We start from the raw sequence: 25,640 nt of genomic DNA on the forward strand, positions 1-25,640 counted from the left end.
TCCTTCAGTTCGTCGACTGGTTTAGGCTAATGCGATGTCGTTCCTCTTGCGGGCCGCTTTGACCGGCGTCGCGCTGTGGGTGGTGACTCTCCTCGTTCCGGGAATCGGGTTCGTGGGCGCCGAATCGCGACTGCAGGAAGTGGGCATCATCTTCGTCGTCGCGGTGATCTTCGGTCTGGTCAACGCGATCATCAAGCCGATCGTGCAGATCATCTCCATCCCGCTCTACATCCTGACGCTCGGCTTGATCCACGTCGTCATCAACGCGTTGATGCTGTGGATCACGTCCTGGATCACCGAGCACACGACACACTGGGGGCTCTACATCGACCACTTCTGGTGGACGGCGATCTGGGCCGCGATCGTGCTGTCCATCGTGAGCTGGCTGCTGTCGCTGGTCACCGGCGGTGCCGCGCGACGCGATTGACCGGCACACTGGAACCATGCCCGAGCTACCCGAAGTCGAAGCACTCGCCGATCATCTGCGCCGCCACGCCGTCGGCAAGACGGTGGGACGCATCGACGTATCGGCGTTCTCGGTGCTCAAGACGTTCGACCCGCCGATCACAGCGCTTCACGGTCAGACCGTCACCGACGCCAACCGCTGGGGCAAATACCTCGGCCTCCAGGTCGGCGATCTGCACCTGATCACCCATCTGTCACGCGCGGGATGGTTGCGGTGGTCGGACAAGTTGGCGGCTGCGCCGCTGAAGCCGGGCAAGGGGCCGATCGCGCTTCGCGTTCACCTCGGCCCCCCGGATGAGGCGCGGTCTGATGTCGCCGCCGGAGCGCCGGCGGTCGGTTTCGACCTCACCGAGGCCGGCACGCAGAAGCGGCTCGCGGTGTGGGTGGTCGACGACCCGACGAAGGTGCCCGGTATCGCGGCGCTGGGACCCGACGCGCTGTCGCTGGGGCCCGACGACCTCGCCGGGCTGCTCGCGGGCAACAGCGGCCGCATCAAGACGGTGATCACCGACCAGAAGGTGATCGCGGGCATCGGCAACGCCTACAGCGACGAGATCCTGCATGTTGCCCGGCTTTCGCCGTTCGCGACGGCCGGCAAGCTCACCGACGCACAGCTGTCGGCGCTGCACGACGCGATGATCGGTGTGCTCTCCGATGCGGTGACTCGTTCGGTCGGGCAGCAGGCGGCCACGCTCAAAGGGGAGAAGCGCTCCGGGCTGCGCGTGCACGCCAGGACCGGGCTGCCCTGCCCTGTCTGCGGAGACACCGTGCGCGAGGTGTCCTTCGCGGACAAGTCTTTTCAGTACTGTCCGACCTGCCAGACCGGCGGCAAGATCCTCGCCGACCGGCGGATGTCGCGACTGCTGAAGTAAATGTGAGCAACCGCGCGTTCCCGCAGGCATCGCCGGGTTCGAATGCGAGTTGTCAGGTGGTGACCGGGCGCCGACGCTGTAGGTATGGAATACGCCCGATACGCCGCGTTTGTGCCGGCGCGCCACCGCCCGGATCCGCCGATCGACCCCGTGTCCACCTACTGGTCCTGGCGCGGCCGCCGAGTCCACATCGCCCGCGCGGCGATGCCCGACGCCCCGGTGCGGGCGATGGTCGTGCACGGCGGCGGCGGCTATTCGGGGGCGCTGTGGCCGATCGCGGCGGTCGCGGCGCGCGAGGGCGTCGAGGTGCTGGCGCCGGACATGCCGCTCTACGGTGACACCGTCGAACCCGGCCCGCGGTCGGTGCGCTACTGCGACTGGCTCGATCTGCTCACCGACCTCGTCGTTGCCGAGCGCGAAGCCGACCCCCGCCCGCTGGTGCTGTTCGGCGCCAGCATGGGTGGGATGATGGCGTACGAGGTTGCCGCCCGCACCGGCCAGGTCGCGCACGTCGTCGCCACCTGTCTGCTGGACCCGGCCGTGCCCGCCGCCCGCAGTGCGGCAGCGCGGATCTCGGCTCTCGGACCGATCTCTCCCGCGGTGATGCGCGCCATCGATCCGTTGCTCGGGCGCGTCCGGGTCCCGATCCGTTGGCTGGTCGACATGAACAACATGAGCCACGACCCGGAGTTGACCCGGCTGTGCGCCACCGACCCCAAGGGCGGCGGCGTTCGGGTGCCGCTGGGTTTCCTCGCCGGCTGGCTCAACTTCCGGCATACCGCGCCCGAGTCCTTCGCCGCCGCGCCGGTCACGCTGGTGCATCCGGGCGCGGACCGCTGGACCCCTCCGCAGCTCAGCATCGATTTCCTGCAACGCATCGCAGCGCCGACAAAGCTTGTGCTGCTGGACAATTGCGGCCATTACCCGATCGAGGAGCCGGGATTGACCCAGCTCACCGCCGCGCTGCGCGAGGTCCGCGGCGACGTGCTCACCGGGGTCGCGGCGCCAACCGATCCACCAGCGTCACCAGTTGCTCGACGTCCATCTCCCGATCCGTCATGACGCGGTGGAGGTGGGCGTCGACCGCGTGAACCACCGTGCGGGCGGTCAATTCGGCGTCGTCACCGGCGCGGCCGCAGCGCGCGAGGTGCCACGCGACCTCACCGCAGATGTCGTCCTCGAACGTCTGCAGGGCCTCGACGTCAGCGGGCATCCGGGCCCCGAACCGGTGCATCAACCGGTGCAGCCCGGGCCGGTCGCGGTGCAGCGCCACGAGGGCCTCGAGGAGTGCACGAATCGAGTCCTCGAACGGCGGCTCCTCCTCACGTAGTCGCTTGAACACCGTCTCCATCCGGCCGCGGGCCGCGTCGACATGTCGCTCGGCCAGCGCGCGGATCAGCGCATGCTTGTTCGGAAAGTATTGATACAGGCTACCGATCGACACACCCGCCCGTTCGGCGATGCGGTTGGTTGTCGCGCTCAGTCCCTCCCGGTTGAACACCTGGGCGGCGGCTTCGAGCAACACCTCGACGGTGTCGCGCGATCGCGACTGGCGGGGGCGTTTCCTGGGCTCGTCGATAGCGGCCAGTGTACTGCGATCAGCCGCGCGGACAGTAGGACCGCGTCGCCGACGCCAGCGCCTGCCGGTAGAGCGGTTCGAGCTGCCGGGCATTTGCGACGGCGTCGGTCGCGTTGTTGAGCTCGACCACGCAGGTGGGTGCGCGCAACGAATTCCACTGCCGCGCAATCTCGTCGACCATGACCTTGTTGAACCCGTCGATCTGCGAACGTGTCTCGGACAGATCGGGTGCGCTGCGGGGGGCGGTGGCGGGGTCGAACTTCCACTGGCCGAAACGGATGTACTCGACGCCCTCGGTGGCATCGATCTGGTCGGTGAAGACCGCCCGCACAAAGGCCTGGTCGATGCCACGCGCGGAGGCGTCGGCGGCGACGGCATCCAATACCGCGTCGGCGCGCTGCCGGTCCGTGATCGGCCCGCCGTTGATCCACTTGGCGGCCGCGACGGCGTCTGCCGTGGCAAGGCGCTGCGCGGCGGTGTCGACCAGCCGGTAGAGGTCAGAAGCGGGTTGGCCGGCGGCGACCGCGGTAGAGAGCGCGACGCAAAGCGTCACGAGCAGGAATGACGCTGTCCGCGGGTAGACCATGTGGCCATTCTGACGGTGGTCGCCTCGCTTAGTCTGTCGGGGTGACTCGGCAGAAGATCCTGATCACCGGCGCGAGCTCCGGACTGGGCGCCGGGATGGCCCGCGCATTCGCAGCGAAGGGTCGCGACCTGGCACTGTGCGCGCGGCGCATCGACCGACTCGATGAGCTCAAGGCCGAGCTGCTCGAGCGGCACCGCGGGATCAACATCGCTGTCGCCGCTCTCGACGTCAACGATCACGAGCAGGTGCCGAAGGTGTTTGCCGAGCTGCGCGACGAACTCGGCGGAATCGACCGCGTGATCGTCAACGCCGGTGTCGGCAAGGGTGCGCCGCTGGGTTCGGGCAAACTGTGGGCGAACAAGGCCACCATCGAAACGAATCTCGTTGCGGCGCTTGTCCAGATCGAGACAGCGCTCGAGATGTTCAAGAAGGCCGGCGGAGGGCATCTGGTACTGGTTTCGTCGGTTCTCGGTAACAAGGGCGTGCCCGGAGTCAAGGCGGCCTACGCCGCGAGCAAGGCCGGCGTGACGTCACTCGGGGAGTCCCTGCGCGCGGAGTACGGCCGCGGGCCCATCAGGGTCACGGTGCTCGAACCGGGCTACATCGAGTCCGAGATGACGGCGAAATCCCAGACGACGACGCTGATGGTGGACAACGCGACCGGCGTGCGGGCGATGGTGGCCGCGATCGAACGCGAAAGTGGGCGCGCGGCGGTTCCGTGGTGGCCGTGGGCCCCGTTGGTCCAGGTACTTCGGGTGCTGCCGCCGCGACTGACCAAGCCGTTCGCCTGAGCCTCGGTGTAGAGGCTGGCGCTTGGGGGAACCCGAGCGCGAGTTCCTAGAGGAGGTTTCTATGCGGGTGCTGGTGACCGGGGGTACCGGTTTTGTCGGGGCGTGGACGGCGAAAGCGGTGGCCGATGCGGGTCACCAGGTGAGGTTTCTGGTCCGCGATCCGGCACGGTTGAAGACGAGCGCCGCGCAGATCGGTGTCGCGACCGACGACTACGCCGTCGGCGACATCGCCGACGCCGAGTCGACGGCCGCCGCGATGGACGGCTGTGATGCGGTAATCCACTCGGCGGCAATGGTTTCGGTCGACCCCCGGCAGGCCGACAAGATGCTGCGGACCAACCTCGACGGCGCCCACAACGTGTTGGGTGTGGCGGCCGAGCGCGGCCTCGACCCGATCATCCACGTCTCCAGTTTCACCGCCCTCTTCGATCCGGACTGCAGTGTTCTTCATGCCGACCTTCCGGTCGTGGGAGGCGCCGACGGCTACGGGAAATCCAAGGCGGAGGTGGAGAAGTACGCGCGGGGACTCCAGGATGCGGGTGCTCCGGTGAGCATCACCTACCCGGGCATGGTGCTGGGTCCCCCGGCGGGCAACCAATTCGGTGAAGCGGCAGAAGGTGTTCAGGCCGCGGTCCAGATGCGCGGGGTGCCGGGCCGCGGTGCCGCGTGGATCGTGGTCGATGTTCGAGACCTGGCTGCGTTGCATGCGGCACTGCTCGAGCCGGGCAAGGGGCCGCGCCGATACATGGCCGGGGGCAAGCGAGTACCGCTCGCCGACTTGGCATCGATGATCGGCAAGGCGGCGAACAAGTCTCTGCGCGTATACCCCGTGCCGGATGCGTTGCTGCGCAACCTCGGGAGGGTGGTCGACGTGGTGGGCCCACTCCTGCCCTTCGACGCGCCGGTCACCGCTGCGGCGATGCAGTATTACACGCAGATGCCGTCGTCGGATGATTCACCCAGCGAGACCGAACTGGGGGTCTCGTACCGCGATCCGCAGGAAACGCTGGCGGACACCGTTTCCGGGTTGAAACAAGTCGGAAGGCTGTGACCGGGGCCTCATCAGCGGAGAAAGTTTGAACGTTTCAGTAAGTCTCTGACGTGGTAGCCCTCAGAACATGAACATGAAACTGACGAAGATGATGCCCCTGTTGTTCTCGGGCGCCGCGGCAGTTGCATTCGCCGTCGCGCCGGTGGCCGGTGCGCAGCCGGCACCCCCTCCGTGTCTGAATGCCGACGGCACCCCGTGCGCCGTGACCGGCAACATCGACGCCTCTCCCGGTGGCGGTGCGGACGTGAACGTCCCCGGTGGTCCCCAAGGCACCGCTGATGGCGGCGGCGCCTCAGGTGTAATCCCTGGTGGACCCGGCGGTACGGCCGGACCCGGTGGCGCCAGCGGGTCGCTGGCCCCGAACGGACCCGGCGGGACCGCCGGACCCGGTGGTGCGAGCGGATGCCTGCCGAACGTCGGCTGCATCAACATTCCCGCGCCGTAACCACTAGCCAACCTCATCCAGCGCCCAGCCACGCGGCGCACGCTCCTCGCCGAGCGTGCGCCGCGTTGCTCTGTGTCCGGCCTCGGGGTCCTGCGCGCAAGCGCCGGACGACCCGGGCCGGGGCGAGAAGCTGCGTCGGTAGAGTCGTCGGCGACAGCCGTAGAAAGGAATCCGATGCTCGCCCTGACCACCTGGACCGGAGGACTGCTCGTCGCGACAGGGGTGATCGCGTACATCGTCAGCGGAATGGTCAGCGTCACCGCGCTCATTCCGACATTCGTCGGCATCGCGCTGCTCATCGCCGCGCTCATCGGGCGTCGCTCCGACCGGGCGCGCCAGCACGCGACGCATGCCGCCCTCGCGATCGCGCTGCTCGCCGCGCTCGGTGCGCTGCGTAACGTGTTCGGTCTGGGCGACGTCTTCGCAGGCACGGCGGAGCGACCCGCGGCCGTCATCACGAGCACCATCATGTTCGTTCTGTTGCTCGTGTATCTGATCGCCGGCGTGCGCTCGTTCGTGAAAGCCCGCGCCGCGCGCTGAGTCAGGCCGACCGGCCGCGCTCGCTACGGTACCTGCGCACCAACGCGTCGGTCGAGGAGTCCGACTGTTCGGCCGGCGAGTCGTCGGCGGTGATGACCGGTAGCAGCGCCTTGGCCTGCGTCTTGCCGAGTTCGACACCCCACTGGTCGAACGAGTCGATACCCCACACGACTCCCTCGGTGAACACCTGGTGCTCGTAGAGAGCGATCAACTGTCCGAGCACCGACGGGGTCAGCCGGGTCGCGAGGATCGACGTGCTGGGCCGGTTACCGGGCATCACCTTGTGCGGCACCACATTCGACGGTGTGCCCTCTGGAATGTCCCGGGCGATCTCGGCTGCATCTCTTCCGAACGCCAACACCTGTGTCTGCGCGAAGAAGTTGCTCATCAACAGGTCGTGCATGCTGCCCTTACCGTCGGCGGTCGGCAGGTCGTCGGTGGGTTGGGAGAACGCGATGAAGTCGGCGGGCACCAGACGCGTGCCCTGATGCAACAGTTGATAGAACGCGTGCTGACCGTTGGTTCCCGGCTCGCCCCAGAAGATCTCACCGGTGCTGGTGGTGACCGGCGTACCGTCGGCGCGCACCGATTTACCGTTCGACTCCATCGTCAGCTGCTGTAGATATGCGGCGAAGCGGGACAGATCATTCGAATACGGCAGCACCGCGCGGGTTTCGGCGCCGAAGAACTCGTTGTACCAGAGCCCTATCATGCCGAGCAGCACCGGTACGTTCGATTCCAGGGGCGCAGTGCGGAAGTGCTCGTCGACGAGGTGGAACCCGGACAGGAACTCGGCGAACCGCTCGCGGCCGATCACCGCCATGACGCTCAAACCGATTGCGCTGTCGACCGAATACCGTCCGCCGACCCAGTCCCAGAATCCGAACATGTTCTCGGTGTTGATGCCGAAATCGTCGACCAGCTTCTTGTTCGTCGAGACCGCCACGAAGTGGCGTGAAACCGCGGCGTCTCCCAGGGTTTCGGTCAGCCAGCGACGCGCCGCCGTCGCGTTGGTCAACGTCTCGAGCGTCGAGAACGTCTTCGACGCGACGATGAAAAGCGTTGTCGCAGGGTCGAGTCCGTCGAGTTTGGCCACCAGGTCGGCCGGGTCGACGTTGGAGACGAACCGCGCCGAGATGCCGGCGTCGGCGTAGTGCCGTAACGCTAGGGTGGCCATCGCCGGTCCGAGGTCTGAGCCGCCGATGCCGATGTTGACGACGGTCGTGATGGCCTTACCCGTCGCGCCGGTCCATTCGCCGCTACGCAACCGGTCGGTGAAGTCGCCCATCTTGTCGAGCACCTCGTGCACGTCGGCGACGACGTCTTGCCCGTCGACGGCCAGCTCGGCGCCGCGCGGCAACCGCAACGCCGTATGCAGCACGGCGCGATCCTCGGAGGTGTTGATGTGCACGCCGGAGAACATCGCGTCGCGCCTCTGCTCCAGGCGTGCGGCGCGGGCCAGGTCCACCAGCAGGTTCAGCGTCTCGCGCGTGACCCGGTGCTTGCTGTAGTCGATGTAGAGGTCGCCGACCGTCGTCGCCAACTCGGTGCCGCGGGCCGGATCCTCGGCGAACAACTCGCGCAGGTGTCTAGCGCCGATCTCGTCGTGATGCCGCTGCAACGCCTGCCACGCCGGAGTGGAGGTGATATCGGGTATCTGGTCGGGGTCGGCACTCATGAACACGACCCTAGTGCGGTGAAATGACCAAAGGTGTACAGAAGAGTTATGGATACCGCCAAGCTGTTGTCGTCAGTGCCCACCGGACTGTGGATCGGCGGTGAGGAACGCGCCGGCTCGTCCACCTTCGATGTGCTCGACCCGTCCGACGACTCCGTGATCACGTCCGTCGCCGACGCGACCGCCGATGATGCGATCGCCGCGCTCGACGCCGCCTGCGCCGTGCAGGCCGAGTGGGCTGCCACCGCCCCGCGCGAACGCGGCGAGATCCTGCGCGCGGTGTTCGAGAAGATCACCGAACGCGCCGAGGACATCGCCACGCTGATGACCCTGGAGATGGGCAAGGTGCTGCGCGAGAGCATGGGCGAGGTCACCTACGGCGGGGAGTTCTTTCGCTGGTTCTCCGAGGAGGCGGTGCGCATCGCGGGCCGCTACACGCCCAGCCCCGCGGGCAGCGGTCGCGTCCTGGTCACCAAGCAGCCGGTCGGTCCGTGCTATGCGATCACGCCGTGGAACTTCCCACTGGCGATGGGCACCCGCAAGATCGGGCCCGCCTTCGCCGCCGGTTGCACGATGATCGTCAAGCCCGCGCAGGAGACGCCCTTGACGATGCTGTTGCTGGCCAAGCTGATGGACGAGGCGGGCCTGCCCAAGGGGGTGCTCTCGGTGCTTCCGACGAAGAACCCCGGTGACGTCACCGCCGCGCTCATCGACGACGGCCGGTTGCGCAAGCTGACCTTCACCGGTTCCACCGGGGTGGGCAAGGCGCTGGTCAAGCAGTCGGCCGACAAACTGCTGCGCACCTCGATGGAACTGGGCGGCAACGCTCCGTTCGTGGTGTTCGACGACGCCGACGTCGATGCCGCGGTGGAGGGCGCCATCCTGGCCAAGATGCGCAACGGCGGGGAGGCCTGCACCGCGGCCAACCGTTTCCACGTCGCGAACTCGGTGCGCGAGGAGTTCACCGACAAACTGGTCAAGCGGATGAGCGAGTTCACCCTCGGCAAGGGCATCGACGAGGCTTCCACGCTGGGACCGCTGATCAACGCCAAACAGGTCGCCACGGTCGAAGACCTGGTGTCCGATGCGGTCTCCCGCGGGGCGAAGGTCGCGGTCGGCGGCGTCGCTCCCGGCGGCCCGGGCAACTTCTATCCGGCGACGGTGCTGGCCGATGTGCCTGCCGACGCGCGCATCCTCTCCGAGGAGGTGTTCGGGCCCGTCGCGCCCATCACCGGATTCGACACCGAGGAAGAGGGCATCGCGGCGGCCAACGACACCGAGTACGGCCTGGCGGCCTACGTCTACACGCAGTCGCTGGACCGTGCGCTGCGCGTCGCCGACGCGATCGAGTCGGGCATGGTCGGCATCAACCGCGGCGTGATCTCCGACCCGGCCGCACCGTTCGGCGGCGTCAAGGAGTCCGGCTTCGGCCGGGAGGGTGGCTTCGAAGGTATGGAGGAGTACCTCGAGGTCAAGTACATCGCGTTGACGAAGTAGCTCGACACGCCGCCGCGCCTGCCGCGGCACGTCCGTTCGCACGGGCAAGATTTCGCAAGTGAACGCGCGTCGCTCCGTCGCGCCCGCTGATCGCCGCCCGCTGTCAGTACATCCCTCCTCGCGTGCGCGTCGGCGTGGCGAGATCCCCGCCCTCGACGGCATCCGCGCCGTCGCCGTCGCGCTCGTGCTCGCCGACCACGGCGGGCTCCCCGGCGTCGACGGTGGCTTCCTCGGCGTCGACGTGTTCTTCGTGCTCAGCGGTTTCCTGATCACCTCGCTGCTGCTCGACGAGCACACACGTACCGGGCGAATCCGACTGCGCGACTTCTGGATCCGTCGCGCCCGCAGACTGCTACCCGCCCTGCTGGTGATGGTGCTCGCGGTGGTGGCGGCGCGGGATTTCTTCTCGACGGAGGCGATCGCCAGCCTGCGCGACGACGCCGTCGCCTCGTTCTTCTGGGTGGCCAACTGGGCGTTCGTCGCCCAGCACACCGACTACTTCTCCCACGGCGCGCCCCCGTCGCCGCTGCAGCACACCTGGTCGCTGGGCGTGGAGGAGCAGTACTACCTGCTCTGGCCGCTGCTGCTGATCGCCCTCGCGTTCGTGTTCTGCCGTCGCGACCCGGCACATCTGCGGTGGGCCGTATTGGGCCTGGCCACCACGGGTGCGATCGCCTCGGCCGCGGCGGCCATCGTCTTCGTCGACGACGGAACCCTGAACCGGATCTACTTCGGCACCGACACCCGCGCCCAGGCGCTGCTCGTCGGGGCGGCGGCGGCCGCCCTGCTGGTGCGGGACTGGACCACCGTGACGCTCGCCGGGCCGGTGATCAGGACGCGATGGCTGCGCGGGGTCGCCCGGGTCGTGTCCGTGGCCGGCGTCGTCGTGCTCGGTTTCGCGGTGCACATGGCGACCGGCAGCGCCGGCGACTTCCGCAATGGTCTGCTGATCATCGTCGCGCTCGCCGCCGCCTGCGTGATCGGTTCGGTGGCGATGGATCAGGAGGGTCCGGTCGCGCGCGTGCTGGCGTGGCGGCCGCTGGTGTGGCTGGGCGCGATCTCCTACGGCGTCTACCTGTGGCACTGGCCGATCTTTTTGGCGGTCAACGGCGAACACACCGGATGGTCCGGCTGGTCGCTGTTCGCGCTGCGGTGTGCGGTGACGCTGGCGATGGCGGCGCTGTCGTGGTGGCTGCTCGAACAGCCCATTCGACGTTGGCGGCCGGTGATCGTGCCGATGCTGCCGTTGGCCGGTGCGACGGCCGCCACCGCCGCGGTGATCACGATGACGGTGCTGCCGGTCGGCGTGCCGGCGGGACCGCCGACGGAGGACCCGAGCATCGACTCCGCGGCGCTGGTCGCGCCGGAGGTGCCGATCCAGGTGCAGCGGCACACCAGTCGCGAACCGAACACCAGGACGGTCGCGGTGTTCGGCGACTCGGTGGCATGGACCTTGATGCGCTACCTGCCGGAGACGCCGGGGCTGCGATTCACCGACTACACGACGATCGGATGCGGCATCGCCCGCGGCGGACCGTACCGCTATGTCGGTCAGACGCTGAACCAGAAACCCGCGTGCGACTCGTGGCCGAGCAGATGGTCGGAGCGGGTCAAGCACGACCGCCCGGACGTGGTGCTGCTGATCGTCGGTCGCTGGGAGGTCGTCGACCGGATGAACGAAGGCCGATGGTCCCACATCGGCGAGCCGACCTACGACGCCTACCTGCGCGCCGAACTCAACCGCGCGCTCGACATCCTGTCCTCGACCGGCGCGCGCGTCGTCGTCACGACCGAGCCCTACAACCGTCGCGCAGAGAAACGCGACGGCAGCCTGTATCCGGAAGACGATCCCGACCGGGTCGACGACTGGAATGCGTTGCTGCGCAGCGCCGTCAAGTACCGCACGAACGTCACCGTGCTCGACCTGAACCGCAAGCTCGGCCCGAACGGCGGCTACACCAATTGGATCGACGGCATCCGCATCCGTAGCGACGGAGTGCATCCCACGCCGGAAGCGGTCGAGTGGTTGACGCCGTGGCTGACCGACGCGCTGCGCTGAAGGTCAGTGGCCGAGGCGACCGCGGCCCAGCCGCAGCAACAGCATCGCGAGGTCTTTGCCGTCGGGGCCGAGTTCGCTGTAGCGCTCGATCACCTTCATCTCGCGGCTGTGCACCAGGCGGGTGCCACCGGAGGCCATCCTGGCCTGACCGATCAACTTCGACACCTCGGTGCGGCGCTTCACGGCCGCCAGTATCTCGGCGTCCAGCCGGTCGATCTCCCGGCGCAGGTCATCGATATCGGGCACAGTCTCGGTTCCGGTCGTCATGGGTTTCACCGCCTCGTCGTGTGGGATCCAGGTCTCGTCGTCGTCCGGTCCTCGGCCTCACACAAGAGACGAGCCGCGGGTCTGTTGAGCGGTCCGCGGAGCTCTTGGGAGCCAGCTAGACCACGGGCACCGCGGATCGGTACCCGTAGGTGAATCGCTGTTTGCTGAGCACGGGACAAAGTGTGCCACCAAACGCTGCGCCAGCGCAAAGGCGTCCGTGGTTCGAGCGTGGGGGTCAATACGCGGTTCGACCGGTGAGGTCGATGCGCGGTTCGACCGCGGGACTGTCCCCGCACGGCGGTAAGTTCGACACTGACATGAGCGCACCGAACATGATCGCACCGCACGGTGCCACCGAATCCGACCAACTGCTCGACGGGCTCAACCCGCAGCAGCGCCAGGCCGTCCTGCACGAGGGCTCGCCGCTGCTCATCGTCGCAGGTGCCGGCTCCGGCAAGACCGCTGTGCTCACCCGCCGGATCGCCTACCTGCTCGCCGCCCGCGACGTCGGCGTCGGGCAGGTGCTGGCCATCACGTTCACCAACAAGGCCGCAGCCGAGATGCGCGAGCGGGTGGTCGGCCTGGTCGGGCCCCGCGCCCGCGTCATGTGGGTCTCGACCTTCCACTCCACCTGCGTGCGGATCCTGCGCAACCAGGCATCCTTGATCAAGGGTTTGAACTCGAACTTCTCGATCTACGACGCCGACGATTCACGCCGTCTCCTGTTGATGATCGGCAAAGACATGGGGTTGGACACCAAGCGGTACTCGCCGCGGCTGCTGTCCAACGCGATCTCCAACCACAAGAACGAACTGGTCGGCCCGGAGCAGGCGGCCGCCGAGGCTTCGGAGGCCGGCGAGGAGTTGCCCGGCATCATCGCCGAGGTCTACGCCGAGTACCAGCGCCGCTTGCGCGCTGCCAACGCGCTCGACTTCGACGACCTGATCGGCGAAACGGTCGCCGTGCTCCAGGCCTTCCCGCAGATCGCGCAGTACTACCGGCGTCGGTTCCGGCACATTCTCGTCGACGAATACCAGGACACCAACCACGCCCAGTACGTACTGGTGCGTGAACTGGTGGGGACGGCCACGGTCGACGGGGTGCCGCCGGCCGAACTGTGCGTGGTGGGCGACGCCGACCAGTCGATCTACGCGTTCCGCGGGGCGACGATCCGCAACATCGAAGACTTCGAACGCGACTATCCGAACGCGACAACCATTCTGCTGGAACAGAATTACCGCTCCACGCAGAACATCCTGAACGCCGCCAACGCCGTGATCTCCCGCAACGCCGGCCGCCGCGAGAAGCGGTTGTGGACCGACGAGGGGGAGGGTGAGCTGATCGTCGGCTACGTCGCCGACAACGAGCACGACGAGGCGCGATTCGTCGCGCAGGAGATCGACGCGCTGGTCGACGACGGTGGCAGCTATTCAGACGTCGCGGTGTTCTACCGCACCAACAACTCCTCGCGAGCGCTCGAAGAGGTGTTCATCCGCGCCGGCATTCCGTACAAAGTCGTTGGCGGCGTGCGGTTCTACGAACGCAGAGAAATCCGCGACATCGTCGCGTACCTGCGGGTGCTGGACAACCCGGGCGACTCGGTCAGCATGCGCCGGATCCTCAACACTCCGCGCCGCGGCATCGGTGACCGCGCCGAAGCCTGCGTCGCGGTGTACGCCGAGAACACCGGGCTGAGTTTCAACGACGCACTGCAGGCGGCCGCCGAGGGCAAGGTGCCGATGCTCAACACCCGTGCCGAGAAGTGCATTTCGGCGTTCGTGGAGATGCTCGACGAGCTGCGCGGCCGGCTCGACGGTGAACTCGGCGAGTTGGTCGAGGCGGTGCTCGACCGCACCGGGTATCGCTCCGAACTCGAGTCGTCGAACGATCCGCAGGATCTCGCGCGATTGGACAACCTCAACGAGTTGGTCAGCGTCGCACACGAATTCAGCACCGACCTGGCCAACGCGCAGGCGCTCGCCGATGACGAGCCGCTGGACGAGGACATCCCCGACACCGGCGTACTGGCACAGTTCTTGGAACGGGTCTCACTGGTGGCCGACGCCGACGAGCTTCCCGAGCACGGGGCCGGAGTCGTGACGATGATGACGTTGCACACCGCCAAGGGCCTCGAGTTTCCGGTCGTCTTCGTGACCGGGTGGGAGGACGGGATGTTCCCGCACATGCGGGCGTTGGGCGACCCCGCCGAATTGTCCGAGGAGCGCCGGCTGGCCTACGTCGGCATCACCCGCGCCCGGCAGCGGCTCTACCTCAGCCGGGCCAAGGTTCGCTCCTCATGGGGCCAACCGATGCTGAACCCGGAATCCCGCTTCCTCAAGGAGATTCCGCAACACCTGATCGACTGGCGGCGCACCGATCCGACCCCGTCGTTCAGCGCCCCCGCCCGAGCATCATCGGCTGGGCGCGGGCAGATGTTCGGGGCCGCGCGCCCGTCCCCGACGCGGTCGGGCGCCGGCAAGCGCCCTCTGGTGGTGCTCGAACCCGGCGACCGGGTCACGCACGACAAGTACGGGTTGGGTCGGGTGGAAGAGGTGAGCGGCGTTGGCGAGTCGGCGATGTCGCTGATCGACTTCGGAAGCTCCGGCCGGGTCAAGCTGATGCACAACCACGCGCCGATCACCAAGCTCTAACCGGAGCGTTCCCAGCGGCCGGTGGCGGGTAGCGCGGCGAGCACGATGGTCGCCAGCGGCAGCACCGGGATCGCGTACACCACGGCGGGTAGCTTGGCCCCGGCCACGAACAGGCTCGAGAAGATCAGCAGCGCCACCATCGCCCCGACCATGACCAGCAGTCGGCTCACCCAGCGGCGCAGCAGCAGTCCGATCAGCCCGGTGATGAGGGCGGCCGCCGAGATCGCGGTCAGAAAGCCCACCGCGACGCAGAACAGTTGATCAGAACGCCACCAGCCGGTGATCAGGTCGGTGGCGATGACGGCGGTGGCCCAGCCGGTCAGGATGCCCGCCACCGCGGTGGCGATCGCGCTCTTCGGGTCGGCCGGCGGCGACCCGGCGGGGGACACTGCCACCGGCCGTGCGCGCGGTATGTACGCGGTCTCCGGCGCTGGACGGTCGGACAGCTGAGTCGCGCCTCCGTCGGCCATCTGCGTGTGCGGGCCGGTGGGGATCGCCCCGGTAGGGCCGGCGACCGGGATCGCGCCGGTCGGATGGCGCCTGATGATGTTCGTCTGCGGATCCTGGCCGGTCGGAATCTCCCCGGAAGGATGACGACGGATGATGCCCGTTTCCGCGCTCGACGGTGATCGACGTGTCAGATCGGAGTCGTCGTCGCCGGCCACTCAGCCAGACTAGTTGCCGATGGACAGGCCGCGTTTGGCCAGCCAACCCACCGGGTCGACGCGGTCCGTGCCGTTCAGGTGCACCTCGAAATGCAGGTGCGGCCCGGTCGAGTTGCCGGTGTTGCCCATCTTGGCGATCTGGTCACCGGCCCAGACCCGTTGACCGACCTCCACCGACCACGAGCTGAGGTGACCGTAGAGCGTCACGGTGCCGTCGGAGTGGCGGAGCTTGACCATGTTGCCGTAACCGGCGTACGGCCCGGCCGAGATGACCACGCCGTCGGAGGCGGCGAGCACCGGCGTGCCGATCGAGTTCGCGATGTCGATGCCGCCGTGCAGTGCACCCCAGCGGTAGCCGAAGCCCGACGTCCATACGCCGGTGGTGGGCGTCACGAACATCGGCCGCTGCAGCCGGGCCTCGCGCTCGGCGCGCTCCTGGGCGAACGCGGCCGCCTTCTGGATCTCCTCGGTGTGCAGCGCCGAGCTTGCGGCCGGGGTCACGGCGACCACCTGCATACCGCCCGACGTCTCGCTGATCGCGTTGGCCATCGCGGACTGATCGACGGCCAGGACGGCCTCCGAGGACTTCTCGTGCGCCGCATTGGCCATCGAGTACGCGCCCGCGGCGGTGGCGCCGACCGCCATCGCGGCGACCATGAGACGGCCCTTGACGGGGACTTCCTGCTTGCGGTGCGCAGGTGTGCGGCCGCCGATCCGGATGACGTCGGTGGCGTCCATGCCGTCGCTGGTGTCGGTGTGGCTGTCGCGGTAGGCGTGGGACCGGCGCGCGTGCCTGGGACCGGACTGGAATTCGGAGGGCACGGCGAGACGCAGCGGGACGAGGTTGTCGGTGTCGGTCAGGTCGTCGAGTTCTGGAGCGTGGATGACCTGGGCTTCGCGGTCAAAGGCACTGTTCTCGCGGAAGTCGATGTCATCGAGATCGCCGAACTCGTTGAACGGAATGATGTCGGTGACTTCGGCAGGGGATTCGCTTGCACGGCGGCTGATTTGCCGGTTCGTCGACGATCTGCGATGAGATCCGGACGAACGGTGCGAAGCCAACCTGGGGTGTCCTTGCCTGTCGGATGCCTGTCGAAAATTGCCTGTCGTGACCAAAGCGTTATCGAGACCAGAGGCACGTTAACCAACTCGCGACGACGGCTGCAACCCGGGAGGCTATTCCACGCGAGATTGTGATTTGTATCACTGAGCCGAGCTGGTGAGATCTACCACATGACCGGTGGGCGGTGCCAACGCGTTCTGAGCGTGTGGATAAAGTTCCTCCGAGCCTTCGGCCCACCAACTCCGCAATAGACGCGCTAGAGACAGGGACGTTCCACAGCCAATGGACCTCTTCGAATATCAGGCGAAAGAACTCTTCGCCAAGCACAACGTGCCCACCACACCTGGTCGGGTGACCGACACCGCCGAGGACGCCAAGGCGATCGCCGAGGAGATCGGCAAGCCGGTGATGGTCAAGGCGCAGGTCAAGACCGGTGGTCGCGGTAAGGCGGGCGGCGTGAAGTACGCGGCCACCGCCGACGACGCGTTCACGCACGCGCAGAACATCCTCGGCCTGGACATCAAGGGCCACATCGTCAAGAAGCTGCTGGTGTCCGAGGCCAGCGACATCGCCGAGGAGTACTACATCTCCTTCCTCCTCGACCGCGCGAACCGCACCTACCTGGCGATGTGCTCGGTCGAGGGCGGCATGGAGATCGAAGAGGTCGCCGCCACCAAGCCCGACCGGCTGGCCAGGGTGCCCGTCGACGCGACCAAGGGCGTCGACGAGGCGTTCGCCCGCGAGATCGCCAAGAAGGGCCACCTGCCCGAGGAGGTGCTCGACGCCGCCGCGGTGACGATCGCGAAGCTGTGGGAGGTGTTCGTCGCCGAAGACGCCACGCTGGTTGAGGTCAATCCGCTGGTGCGCACGCCGGACGATCAGATCCTGGCGCTCGACGGCAAGGTCACCCTCGACGGCAACGCCGATTTCCGCCATCCCGAGCACGCCGAGTTCGAGGATCGCGACGCCACCGATCCCTTGGAGCTCAAGGCCAAGGAGCACGACCTCAACTACGTCAAGCTCGACGGGTCGGTGGGCATCATCGGCAACGGCGCAGGCCTGGTGATGTCGACGCTCGACGTCACCGCCTACGCCGGTGAGAAGCACGGCGGGGTGAAGCCGGCCAACTTCCTCGACATCGGTGGCGGCGCCTCGGCCGAGGTGATGGCCGCGGGTCTGGACGTCATCCTCAACGACGAGCAGGTCAAGAGCGTGTTCGTGAACGTGTTCGGGGGCATCACCTCGTGTGACGCCGTCGCCAACGGCATCGTCAACGCGCTGAAGATCCTCGGTGACGAGGCCAACAAGCCGCTCGTGGTTCGGCTCGACGGCAACAACGTCGAAGAGGGTCGCCGCATCCTGGCCGAGGCCAACCACCCGCTGGTGATCCAGGCCGACACCATGGACGCCGGTGCAGACAAAGCCGCCGAGCTGGCGAACAAGTAAGGGACGCAACCCATGTCGATCTTTTTGAACAAGAACTCCAAGGTCATCGTCCAGGGCATCACCGGCGGCGAGGGCACCAAGCACACCGCGCTGATGCTCAAGGCCGGCACGCAGGTGGTCGGCGGCGTCAACTCACGCAAGGCCGGAACGACGGTGTCGCACAAGGACTCTGACGGCAAGGACGTCGAGCTGCCGGTGTTCGGCTCGGTCGCCGAGGCGATGAAGGAGACCGGCGCCGACGTGTCGGTGGTGTTCGTGCCGCCGAAGTTCGCCAAGGACGCGATCATCGAAGCCATCGACGCCGAGATTCCGCTGCTGGTCGTCATTACCGAGGGAATCCCGGTGCAGGACACCGCGTATGCGTGGGCCTACAACCTTTCCAAGAACGGCGGCGAAGGGGCCCCGAAGACCCGCATCATCGGGCCCAACTGCCCGGGCATCATCACGCCCGGTGAGGCGCTGGCCGGCATCACTCCGGCCAACATCACCGGTCCGGGTCCGGTCGGGCTGGTGTCCAAGTCCGGGACGCTGACGTATCAGATGATGTTCGAACTGCGCGATTTCGGGTTCTCGACCGCGATCGGCATCGGCGGCGATCCGGTGATCGGCACCACGCACATCGACGCGATCGAGGCGTTCGAGAAGGACCCCGACACCAAGGTCATCGTGATGATCGGTGAGATCGGCGGCGACGCCGAGGAGCGGGCGGCCGATTACATCAAGGCCAACGTCAGCAAGCCCGTCGTCGGCTACGTCGCGGGCTTCACCGCGCCGGAGGGCAAGACGATGGGCCACGCCGGCGCCATCGTGTCGGGTTCCTCGGGTACTGCGGCTGCGAAGAAGGAAGCGCTGGAGGCCGCGGGCGTGAAGGTCGGCAAGACGCCGTCGGAGACCGCCAACCTGGCCCGGGAGATCCTGCAGAGCCTGTAACGCTTTCCTTCCTGCCGCGAGCGACCGCGTCTGTGCGCCGACACGCCGCTGTTCGGTGTACAAATGCGGTCGCTCGCGGCGTGTGGCGGACCTCCGCCGGGTGTGAAGCGTGCCGCAGGATTAGGAACACGTTCCAGTTCTCGATTAGCCTGACGAACTAACAGTTGTCAGGAGGGCTGTAATGGTCGATTCCCGGACCCCGGTCATCGTCGGCGTCGGGCAGTTCACCGAGCGTATCGACGATCCCGGTTATCGGGGCATGTCGGCGGTCGACCTCGCGACCGAGGCGGTGCGCGCGGCGCTGACCGACACCGGGGTCGATGCCACGACGGTCGCGGCGGCCATCGAGACGGTGTACGCGCTGCGTCAGTTCGAGATTTCCGGACCGATGCCCGCGACGTTGGGCAAATCGAACAACTATCCGCGGTCGGTGATGGGGCGCGTCGGCGGCGATCCCGCACGTGTCGTGCTCGAGCCGGTCGGCGGGCAGGGGCCACAGAAGCTCGTCACCGAGGCGGGCAGCGCCATCGCGGCGGGTGAATTCGACGTGGCGATGGTGATCGGTTCGGAACCGGGTTCGACGGCTCGCTACTGGCGCCGCGCCGCCGAACAGGGACAGGCCAAGCCCGACTTCACCGAACACGTCGAGGGACAACTCGAGGACCGCGGACACCAGATCCACAAGTACTTCACCGAGTACACCGCATCGCACGGATTGACCGGCGCCGCCGTGCAATACGGGCTGCTGGACAACGCGCGTCGCAGCCGGTTGGGCCTCGGTGTTGCCGAATACCGCAGGCAGATGGCCGAGCTGTTCGCGCCGCTGTCCAAAGTCGCTGCGAAGAACCTCTTTTCGTCGTCGCCGGTCGAAAGGTCGGTGCAGGAGATCGTCACCGTCACCGACGACAACCGGATGATCTGCGACCCCTACCCCCGCCTTCTGGTGGCACGCGACCAGGTGAACCAGGGCGCTGCGGCGATCATGATGTCGGTGGCGGCCGCACGCCGACTCGGGGTGCCCGAGGAGAAATGGGTCTATCTGCACGGGCATTCGGACATGACCGAGCAGGATCTGCTGGACCGTGTCGACCTCGGCGCCAGCCCCGCGACCGTGCATGCCGTGCGAGAAGCCCTGCGGGTGGCGCAGATCGGCGTCGACGACATCACCACCTTCGACCTGTACAGCTGCTTTCCCTTCCCGGTGTTCGTCGCATGCGAGGCGCTGGGCATCGAAGCCGACGACCCCCGGGGGCTGACGGTGACCGGCGGACTGCCGTACTTCGGCGGCCCGGGGAACAGCTACTCGCTGCACGCCATCGCCGAGACCGTCGCCCAAATGCGCGATCAGCCCGGACGATTCGGCTTCGTGGGCGCCAACGGCGGCACGATGAGCAAATACTCGGTGGGGGTCTATTCGACGCTGCCCGCCGACTGGCGGACCAACAACAGCGAGAGCCTCGATGCGGACGTCGCGGGACTGCCGAAAGTTGCGGTCACCGAGCGGCCGGAAGGTCGCGCGACGATCGAGACCTACTCCGTGCGCTACGACTGGCCGGTCCGCACCGGGATCATCGTCGGCAGACTCGACTCGGACAACTCACGGTTCTTGGCCATTTCCGAGGAGGAGGATCTCGTCGCGCTGATGTCGGACGGTGATCCGCTCGGTGCGGCGATCACGGTGCGTCCGGACGAGAAGATCAATCGCGCCGGTCTGGCCTGACCACAGGGGAGCAGTGTGAAGCCTCTCGCGCTTCTGGTCGCACTGCTGCTGGGCCTGGCCACCGGATGCGCGCAAGGGCCACAGCGCGATTCGCTCATGGTGTTCGCCGCGGCGTCGCTGAAGAAAGCGTTCACCGAGATCGGCACGCAGTTCGAGAAGGATCACCCGGGCATTCGGGTGGAGTTCTCGTTCGCCGGTTCCTCCGACCTCGCCACGCAGTTGACGCAGGGCGCGCAGGCCGACGTGTTCGCCTCCGCCGACACCGTGAACATGGACAAGGTCGCCGACGCCGGACTGCTTGCCGGTGACCCGGTGAACTTCGCGTCCAACACGATGGTGATCGTGGTGTCGGCGGGAAATCCCGAGAAGATTTCGACGATACGTGATCTCACCCGACCTGGGATCACTGTCGTGGTGTGTGCTCCTGCGGTCCCGTGCGGGTCGGCGTCACGGAAGGTCGAAGAGGCTGCGGGGGTCGACCTGTCGCCCGTCAGCGAGGAGTCGTCGGTCACCGATGTGCTGAACAAGGTGACCAGCGGTCAGGCTGACGCCGGAATCGTCTATGTCACCGATGCTCTTGACGCCGGAGCCCGCGTCACTGCGGTTCCGGTGCCAGAGGCCGCCGGTGTGGTCAACGTCTATCCGATTGCGACGCTCGGAGATTCGTCGCAACAGGACCTCGCCCGGGCCTTCGTGGGGGCGGTGACCGGCGACGCGGGACAGCGGGTGCTCGGCGCGGCGGGCTTCGGCAAGCCCTGATCAGACCAGGGCGGCCAGCTTGCCTGCCAGCCGTTCGACGTACGCGGCGACGTCGTCGGGCGACTTGTCCGGCAACCCGAACAGCACCTCGGTGACACCGAGATCGGCCCAGCGGGCCAGCTTCTCGGGATCGGGCTTGAAGTCGAGGGCGACGATCTGCGGCGCTCCGTCGCGCCCCGCGGCAGCCCAGGTGTCCTGCAGCAGCTTGACCGGCTCGTCGATGTCGAAGTCGCGCGGTGTGGTGATCCAGCCGTCGGCGGACCGGGCGATCCACTTGAAGTTCTTCTCGGTGCCGGCCGCGCCGACGAGGACGGGAATGTGCGGTTGGATCGGCTTGGGCCAGGCCCAGCTGGGTCCGAAGTTGACGAATTCGCCCTCGTAGGAGGCTTCTTCCTGGGTCCACAGCGCGCGCATCGCTTCGAGGTATTCGCGCAGCATGGTGCGCCGGCGCCCGGGCGGCACATTGTGGTCGGCGAGCTCGTCGGTGTTCCAGCCGAATCCGACCCCGAGGCTCACGCGGCCACCGGACAGGTGGTCGAGCGTGGCGATCGACTTCGCCAGCGTGATCGGGTCGTGCTCGACCGGCAGCGCCACCGCCGTCGACAACCGGACTCGCGAGGTCACCGCCGCCGCAGTGCCGAGGCTGACCCAGGGATCCAGCGTGCGCATGTAACGGTCGTCGGGCAGCGACTCGTCACCGGTCGTCGGGTGCGCGGCCTGTCGCTTGATCGGGATGTGCGTGTGCTCGGGCACGTAGAACGTGGTGAAACCGTGGTCGTCGGCCAGTGTGGCCGCCGCCGCGGGCGTGATCCCGCGATCGCTGGTGAACAGAACGAGCCCGTAGTCCATGCCCAGAATTAGAACGTGTTTCAGTCTGGGGGGCAAGCTTGGGTTTCCCTCACCGCGAGCGATACCGGCGACGGGCGAGCCGGTCGCTGTTGTCATGTCAGACCATGACGACCGAACGCATCGCCGATCATGTGAAGTTCGCCTACTGGGTGCCCAACGTCAGTGGCGGACTGGTGACGAGCGATATCGAGCAGCGCACCGACTGGAACTACGAGTACAACGCGAAACTGGCGCAGACCGCGGAGAACAACGGGTTCGAATACGCGTTGAGCCAGGTGCGCTATGAAGCGAGCTACGGCGCGGAATACCAGCACGAGTCGACCAGTTTCTCGCTGGCGCTGCTGCTGGCCACCCAGAAACTGAAGGTGATCGCCGCGGTGCATCCGGGCTTGTGGCAGCCCGCGGTGCTGGCCAAGCTCGGCGCCACCGCCGATCACCTGTCCGGTGGCCGGTTCGCGGTCAATGTGGTCTCGGGTTGGTTCAAAGATGAGTTCACCCATCTCGGTGAGCCGTGGCTCGAGCACGACGAGCGCTACCGGCGCAGCGCGGAGTTCCTGCAGGTGCTCCGCAAGATCTGGACCGAGGACGACGTAGATTTCCGCGGCGACTTCTACCGCATCCACGACTTCACGCTCAAACCCAAGCCGCTCAACACCCCCGAGCGACCCAATCCGGAACTGTTCCAAGGCGGTAACTCCACGGCCGCGCGGCGCAACGGCGGCCTCTATGCGGACTGGTACTTCTCCAACGGCAAGGACTACGACGGGGTGACCGAGCAGATCGTCGATGTCCGCGAGCACGCCCGCGGGGTCGGCCGCGAGGTGCGCTTCGGGCTCAACGGCTTCATCATCGCCCGCGACACCGAGAAAGAAGCGAAGGAAACGCTGCGGGAGATCGTCGCCAAGGCCAACAAGCCCGCCGTGGAGGGATTTCGCACCGCGGTCCAACAGGCCGGCAACTCGACGGCGGACAAGCGCGGCATGTGGGCGGATTCGACCTTCGAGGACTTGGTGCAGTACAACGACGGGTTCCGCACGCAGCTGATCGGAACGCCCGAACAGATCGCCGAACGCATTGCGGCGTACCGCAAACGCGGCGTCGACCTGATTCTCGGCGGCTTCCTGCACTTCCAGGAAGAGATCGAATACTTCGGCGCGAGGGTGTTGCCGCTGGTCCGCGAAATCGAACAGGCGGAACAGGACACCGTGGGAGAACCGGTGCTCGTCTCTGCGTGAGCCGCTTGCGCTAGCGTGGTTTTTCAAAGCCCGCCCGAGCACAGGAGAGGCCATGTCGTACCCCCAAGGACCACCCGGTAGCCCGGGATACCCGCAAGCACAGCAGCCGACCACCCAGTTCTCCGCGCCGACGCAGCAGTTCGGCAGGGCGCCGGAGAGCTCATCGCCGGCTTCCGACGTCGCGAGCAAGCTGCCGATGTACCTGGCCCTCGCCGTGGCGCTGTTGGGGCTGGCGGTCTACCTCGCGAGCTTTGCGCCGTTGTTCACCATCTCCGCGTCGGACTTCCCGGGGCTGGGCACCATCAGCGGAAGCTCGTTCGGTCTGGTGCTCGCCGTCGCGGCATCACTGGTCGCGGGCCTGCTCGCGGGAACGGCGCTGCTGCCGAGGCAGGGGGTCCACACGTCGGTGTACGCGGTGCTGGCCGTCGCGGCGTTCCTGCTCGTCATCGCCGAGGTGATCAACCGGCCCAGCGGCGCCGCGATCGATTGGGGCCTGTACCTGATCATCGCGTTCTCGCTGTTCCAGGCGATCATCGCGGTGGCGGCGCTGTTGTTCGAGTCCGGCATCATCACCCCGCCCGCGCCGCGGCCGAAGTACGACCAGTCCTACGGGCAGCAGCAGTACGGCGCACCCGGCTCCTACTACGGTCAGCAGGGCCAGTCGCATCATGGTGGACCCCAGCAGCGGCCGGGATATCCGCCGACGTACCCGGGTGGCTATCCGGGCGGCCCGTCGACCGGTGGCTTCGCCCCGGGCCCGCAACATCCCCAAGGCCAGCAGGGCCAGCAAGGCCAGCAAGGCCAGCAGGGGCAGCAGGGTCCGCCGACGCCGCCGACCGGGTTCCCCGCGTACGGCCAACCGCCGTCGTCGACTTCGCTGTCGTCGGACCCGACGGCTCAGGCTCCCCAACAACCGTCGTCTTCCTCGCAGTCGGGTCCGCCGCCTTCCTGAGGTGAGCCAGTAGTCTGAGCCGCGCGTGCGTCACCGCCGCACGGCAGCCTGACACAGGAGCGGCTCAACCAGTGGATCAACGGCCAGTCGGCGCACGCCAGGCGCGTGAGCTGCTTCGGGTCGCGTTCGGGCCGTCGTTGGTGGCGCTTGTCGTCATCGCGGCGATCGTGTTGCTGCAGCTGCTGATCGCCAACAGCGACATGACCGGCGCGCTCGGCGCGACTGCGAGCATGTGGCTCGGCGTTCACCTGGTGCCGGTCTCCATCGGCGGGGCCGAGCTCGGGGTGATGCCGCTGATGCCCGCGCTGGCGATGGTGTGGGGCACGGCCCGCACAACTGCCGCGGCCACCAGCGCGAACGCCTCCTGGTTCGTGACGCGCTGGGTGGTGGCCTCGGCGCTGGGCGGGCCGCTGCTGATCGCCGCGATCGCGCTGGCCGTCGTGCATGACGCCGCTTCGGTGCTCACCGAACTGCAGACCCCGAACGCGTTGCGCGCGTTTGGCGGCGTGCTGGCCTTACACGCGATCGGCGCGGTGGTCGGCGTCGGGTCCCGGCTTGGCCCGCGGCTGATGGCCGCGAGCTCGCTCCGGGTCTCGCTGCCGGCTTGGCTGCCGGACGCGTTCCGCGCCGCCGCCGCGGGTGTGCTCGCGCTCGTCGGCCTCTCGGGTGTGGTGATGACGGGTTCGCTGGTCGTGCACTGGTCGACGATGGACGAGCTCTACTCGATCACCGACTCGATGTTCGGACAGTTCAGCCTGACCGTGCTGTCGGTGCTGTACATCCCGAACGTGCTGGTCGGGACGGCCGCGGTGGCGGTCGGGTCGAGCGCACACGTCGGGTTGGCCACCTTCAGCTCCTTCACCGTGTTCGGCGGCGACATTCCGGCGCTACCGGTGCTGGCCGCGGTGCCCTCGCCGCCGCTGGGACCGGTGTGGGTGGCGTTGCTCATCGTCGCGGCGGCGGCTGCGGTGGCGGTCGGGCAGCAGTGCGCACGACGTCCGCTTCCGCTGGGCCCGGCGTTGGGCAAGCTGCTCGTCGCGTCGGCGCTGGCGGCGCTCACCATGGCGCTCCTCGGTTACGCCGGCGGTGGGCGGCTGGGCAACTTCGGCGACGTCGGGGTCGACCAGACGACGTTCGGGCCCGCGGTGTTCCTGTGGTTCGCCGGAATCGGTGCGTTGACGGTCGTGATGGCCGGCGGCATCACCCGCAGGCCGCGAGCGCCCAAGGTGGTCGTCGACACGGATTCCGACACAGGCCCCGACACGGGCCCCGACGCCGACTCCGATCTGGAGGCCGAGATGGCCCCGGGGCCCGAACTCGAGCCGGGATCCGACGACGTCGAACCGGAACCCGGGCCCAAGCACGGCGCCGACGCGCCCCTCGAAGCCGAACCCGACGTCGCGGCGGGCGCCGAAGCCCCCGACGAGGTTGAGACCCCCGCCGACCTGCCCAACGACACCGCGAACGACCTCGTCGAGGACCCCGAAGAGCACTTCATGGCGGACGACGACGACCCGCCGGCCACCCATTAGGCTGCCAG

Annotated in this window: 24 protein-coding genes and 1 pseudogene; 18 read left to right on the forward strand and 7 right to left on the reverse strand. The window is 67.5% G+C overall.

Annotation, left to right across the window (positions count from 1 at the left end; genetic code table 11):
- The first annotated feature begins 34 nt into the window (after window positions 1–34).
- The 4 genes and pseudogenes from AU197_RS05120 to AU197_RS05130 all read left to right on the forward strand — a co-directional run bounded on the left by AU197_RS05120 (window position 35) and on the right by AU197_RS05130 (window position 2,399).
- Window positions 35–427 (forward strand): phage holin family protein, encoded by a 393-nt coding sequence (locus tag AU197_RS05120; protein WP_064401450.1) that lies wholly within the window; start codon window positions 35–37, stop codon window positions 425–427.
- Window positions 428–443: 16 nt separating this feature from the next.
- Window positions 444–686, forward strand: a pseudogene (locus AU197_RS26585) (DNA-formamidopyrimidine glycosylase family protein); the annotation flags it as partial.
- A 183-nt stretch (window positions 687–869) separates the two neighbouring features.
- On the forward strand, window positions 870–1,337 hold the full coding sequence (locus tag AU197_RS26590; RefSeq protein ID WP_231744838.1) for a zinc finger domain-containing protein: 468 nt from the start codon (window positions 870–872) through the stop codon (window positions 1,335–1,337).
- Window positions 1,338–1,421: 84 nt separating this feature from the next.
- Window positions 1,422–2,399: an alpha/beta hydrolase gene (locus AU197_RS05130; protein ID WP_064401452.1), complete on the forward strand. Its 978-nt coding sequence runs from the start codon at window positions 1,422–1,424 to the stop codon at window positions 2,397–2,399.
- Here the strand turns inward: AU197_RS05130 and AU197_RS05135 are convergent.
- Together AU197_RS05135 and AU197_RS05140 are read right to left on the reverse strand one after the other, a co-directional pair.
- Window positions 2,326–2,862: a TetR/AcrR family transcriptional regulator gene (locus AU197_RS05135; RefSeq protein ID WP_231744832.1), complete on the reverse strand. Its 537-nt coding sequence runs from the start codon at window positions 2,860–2,862 to the stop codon at window positions 2,326–2,328. The two genes, AU197_RS05130 and AU197_RS05135, sit on opposite strands and share 74 nt — an antisense overlap.
- 73 nt (window positions 2,863–2,935) lie before the next feature.
- A complete protein-coding gene (locus AU197_RS05140) occupies window positions 2,936–3,502 on the reverse strand; it encodes a chorismate mutase (RefSeq protein WP_064401453.1) in 567 nt (188 codons plus the stop codon).
- Between the two features lie 41 nt (window positions 3,503–3,543).
- Here AU197_RS05140 and AU197_RS05145 point away from each other — a divergent pair, with 41 nt between their 5' ends.
- From AU197_RS05145 to AU197_RS05160, 4 genes are all read left to right on the forward strand, one after another.
- On the forward strand, window positions 3,544–4,293 hold the full coding sequence (locus tag AU197_RS05145) for an SDR family oxidoreductase (RefSeq protein ID WP_064401454.1): 750 nt from the start codon (window positions 3,544–3,546) through the stop codon (window positions 4,291–4,293).
- Window positions 4,294–4,354: 61 nt separating this feature from the next.
- Entirely contained in the window at window positions 4,355–5,344 is a 990-nt protein-coding gene (locus AU197_RS05150; protein ID WP_064401455.1) for an SDR family NAD(P)-dependent oxidoreductase, read from the forward strand.
- Between the two features lie 67 nt (window positions 5,345–5,411).
- Entirely contained in the window at window positions 5,412–5,789 is a 378-nt protein-coding gene (locus AU197_RS05155; RefSeq protein ID WP_064401456.1) for a hypothetical protein, read from the forward strand.
- A 174-nt stretch (window positions 5,790–5,963) separates the two neighbouring features.
- Window positions 5,964–6,329, forward strand: coding sequence for a hypothetical protein (locus AU197_RS05160; RefSeq protein ID WP_064401457.1), 366 nt, complete (start codon window positions 5,964–5,966; stop codon window positions 6,327–6,329).
- 1 nt (window position 6,330) lies between these two features.
- Here AU197_RS05160 and pgi read toward each other — a convergent pair whose 3' ends face one another.
- Window positions 6,331–8,007, reverse strand: a complete 1,677-nt coding sequence (pgi, locus tag AU197_RS05165) for a glucose-6-phosphate isomerase (RefSeq protein ID WP_064401551.1) — start codon at window positions 8,005–8,007, stop codon at window positions 6,331–6,333.
- Between the two features lie 48 nt (window positions 8,008–8,055).
- Here pgi and AU197_RS05170 point away from each other — a divergent pair, with 48 nt between their 5' ends.
- Both AU197_RS05170 and AU197_RS05175 read left to right on the forward strand, forming a co-directional pair.
- A complete protein-coding gene (locus AU197_RS05170; protein WP_064401458.1) occupies window positions 8,056–9,504 on the forward strand; it encodes an NAD-dependent succinate-semialdehyde dehydrogenase in 1,449 nt (482 codons plus the stop codon).
- 58 nt (window positions 9,505–9,562) lie between these two features.
- A complete protein-coding gene (locus AU197_RS05175) occupies window positions 9,563–11,563 on the forward strand; it encodes an SGNH/GDSL hydrolase family protein (protein ID WP_502687856.1) in 2,001 nt (666 codons plus the stop codon).
- A 3-nt stretch (window positions 11,564–11,566) separates the two neighbouring features.
- Here the strand turns inward: AU197_RS05175 and AU197_RS05180 are convergent, their stop codons facing one another.
- On the reverse strand, window positions 11,567–11,830 hold the full coding sequence (locus AU197_RS05180) for a chorismate mutase (RefSeq protein ID WP_064401553.1): 264 nt from the start codon (window positions 11,828–11,830) through the stop codon (window positions 11,567–11,569).
- 317 nt (window positions 11,831–12,147) lie between these two features.
- On the opposite strand from AU197_RS05180, the gene pcrA reads away from it, so the two are divergent.
- Window positions 12,148–14,481, forward strand: coding sequence for a DNA helicase PcrA (gene pcrA / locus AU197_RS05185; protein WP_064401554.1), 2,334 nt, complete (start codon window positions 12,148–12,150; stop codon window positions 14,479–14,481).
- On the opposite strand, the gene AU197_RS05190 is transcribed toward pcrA, so the two are convergent.
- A complete protein-coding gene (locus AU197_RS05190) occupies window positions 14,478–15,146 on the reverse strand; it encodes a hypothetical protein (protein ID WP_231744833.1) in 669 nt (222 codons plus the stop codon). The two genes, pcrA and AU197_RS05190, sit on opposite strands and share 4 nt — an antisense overlap.
- 9 nt (window positions 15,147–15,155) lie before the next feature.
- Entirely contained in the window at window positions 15,156–16,208 is a 1,053-nt protein-coding gene (locus AU197_RS05195; protein WP_064401459.1) for a M23 family metallopeptidase, read from the reverse strand.
- Between the two features lie 283 nt (window positions 16,209–16,491).
- Here AU197_RS05195 and sucC point away from each other — a divergent pair, with 283 nt between their 5' ends.
- The 4 genes from sucC (at window position 16,492) to modA (ending at window position 21,064) form a co-directional block, all read left to right on the forward strand.
- Window positions 16,492–17,655 carry an ADP-forming succinate--CoA ligase subunit beta gene (sucC, locus tag AU197_RS05200; protein ID WP_064401460.1) on the forward strand — a complete coding sequence of 388 codons (1,164 nt, stop codon included), beginning with the start codon at window positions 16,492–16,494 and terminating at the stop codon, window positions 17,653–17,655.
- Window positions 17,656–17,667: 12 nt separating this feature from the next.
- Window positions 17,668–18,585, forward strand: coding sequence for a succinate--CoA ligase subunit alpha (sucD, locus tag AU197_RS05205; protein ID WP_064401461.1), 918 nt, complete (start codon window positions 17,668–17,670; stop codon window positions 18,583–18,585).
- A 181-nt stretch (window positions 18,586–18,766) separates the two neighbouring features.
- A complete protein-coding gene (locus tag AU197_RS05210) occupies window positions 18,767–20,305 on the forward strand; it encodes an acetyl-CoA acetyltransferase (protein ID WP_064401462.1) in 1,539 nt (512 codons plus the stop codon).
- 15 nt (window positions 20,306–20,320) lie between these two features.
- Window positions 20,321–21,064 carry a molybdate ABC transporter substrate-binding protein gene (gene modA, locus AU197_RS05215; protein ID WP_064401463.1) on the forward strand — a complete coding sequence of 248 codons (744 nt, stop codon included), beginning with the start codon at window positions 20,321–20,323 and terminating at the stop codon, window positions 21,062–21,064.
- Here the strand turns inward: modA and AU197_RS05220 are convergent, their stop codons facing one another.
- Window positions 21,065–21,913 (reverse strand): LLM class F420-dependent oxidoreductase, encoded by an 849-nt coding sequence (locus AU197_RS05220; RefSeq protein ID WP_064401464.1) that lies wholly within the window; start codon window positions 21,911–21,913, stop codon window positions 21,065–21,067.
- Between the two features lie 104 nt (window positions 21,914–22,017).
- Between AU197_RS05220 and sfnG the strand changes: the two genes are divergently transcribed.
- The 3 genes from sfnG to AU197_RS05235 all read left to right on the forward strand — a co-directional run bounded on the left by sfnG (window position 22,018) and on the right by AU197_RS05235 (window position 25,632).
- Window positions 22,018–23,148, forward strand: coding sequence for a dimethylsulfone monooxygenase SfnG (sfnG, locus tag AU197_RS05225; protein ID WP_064401465.1), 1,131 nt, complete (start codon window positions 22,018–22,020; stop codon window positions 23,146–23,148).
- Between the two features lie 52 nt (window positions 23,149–23,200).
- A complete protein-coding gene (locus tag AU197_RS05230; RefSeq protein ID WP_064401466.1) occupies window positions 23,201–24,100 on the forward strand; it encodes a DUF5336 domain-containing protein in 900 nt (299 codons plus the stop codon).
- 71 nt (window positions 24,101–24,171) lie between these two features.
- The gene (locus AU197_RS05235) at window positions 24,172–25,632 is read left to right on the forward strand and encodes a cell division protein PerM (protein WP_064401467.1); all 1,461 of its coding nucleotides are present in this window, start codon (window positions 24,172–24,174) and stop codon (window positions 25,630–25,632) included.
- The last annotated feature ends 8 nt before the right edge of the window (window positions 25,633–25,640 follow it).

Origin of the sequence: Mycobacterium sp. IS-1590 (assembly GCF_001500025.1) — a bacterium.
GTDB lineage: Bacteria > Actinomycetota > Actinomycetes > Mycobacteriales > Mycobacteriaceae > Mycobacterium.

Bases quoted from the DNA above. Each gene is read 5' to 3' on its own strand.
- AU197_RS05150 (WP_064401455.1), top strand. From the start codon at position 4,355: ATGCGGGTGCTGGTGACCGGGGGTACCGGTTTTGTCGGGGCGTGGACG.
- AU197_RS05180 (WP_064401553.1), bottom strand. From the start codon at position 11,830: ATGACGACCGGAACCGAGACTGTGCCCGATATCGATGACCTGCGCCGG.
- AU197_RS05130 (WP_064401452.1), top strand. From the start codon at position 1,422: ATGGAATACGCCCGATACGCCGCGTTTGTGCCGGCGCGCCACCGCCCG.
- AU197_RS05120 (WP_064401450.1), top strand. From the start codon at position 35: ATGTCGTTCCTCTTGCGGGCCGCTTTGACCGGCGTCGCGCTGTGGGTG.
- AU197_RS05230 (WP_064401466.1), top strand. From the start codon at position 23,201: ATGTCGTACCCCCAAGGACCACCCGGTAGCCCGGGATACCCGCAAGCA.
- sfnG (WP_064401465.1), top strand. From the start codon at position 22,018: ATGACGACCGAACGCATCGCCGATCATGTGAAGTTCGCCTACTGGGTG.
- pcrA (WP_064401554.1), top strand. From the start codon at position 12,148: ATGAGCGCACCGAACATGATCGCACCGCACGGTGCCACCGAATCCGAC.
- sucD (WP_064401461.1), top strand. From the start codon at position 17,668: ATGTCGATCTTTTTGAACAAGAACTCCAAGGTCATCGTCCAGGGCATC.
- AU197_RS05140 (WP_064401453.1), bottom strand. From the start codon at position 3,502: ATGGTCTACCCGCGGACAGCGTCATTCCTGCTCGTGACGCTTTGCGTC.
- AU197_RS05210 (WP_064401462.1), top strand. From the start codon at position 18,767: ATGGTCGATTCCCGGACCCCGGTCATCGTCGGCGTCGGGCAGTTCACC.
- AU197_RS05170 (WP_064401458.1), top strand. From the start codon at position 8,056: ATGGATACCGCCAAGCTGTTGTCGTCAGTGCCCACCGGACTGTGGATC.
- pgi (WP_064401551.1), bottom strand. From the start codon at position 8,007: ATGAGTGCCGACCCCGACCAGATACCCGATATCACCTCCACTCCGGCG.
- AU197_RS05155 (WP_064401456.1), top strand. From the start codon at position 5,412: ATGAACATGAAACTGACGAAGATGATGCCCCTGTTGTTCTCGGGCGCC.
- AU197_RS05160 (WP_064401457.1), top strand. From the start codon at position 5,964: ATGCTCGCCCTGACCACCTGGACCGGAGGACTGCTCGTCGCGACAGGG.
- AU197_RS05220 (WP_064401464.1), bottom strand. From the start codon at position 21,913: ATGGACTACGGGCTCGTTCTGTTCACCAGCGATCGCGGGATCACGCCC.
- sucC (WP_064401460.1), top strand. From the start codon at position 16,492: ATGGACCTCTTCGAATATCAGGCGAAAGAACTCTTCGCCAAGCACAAC.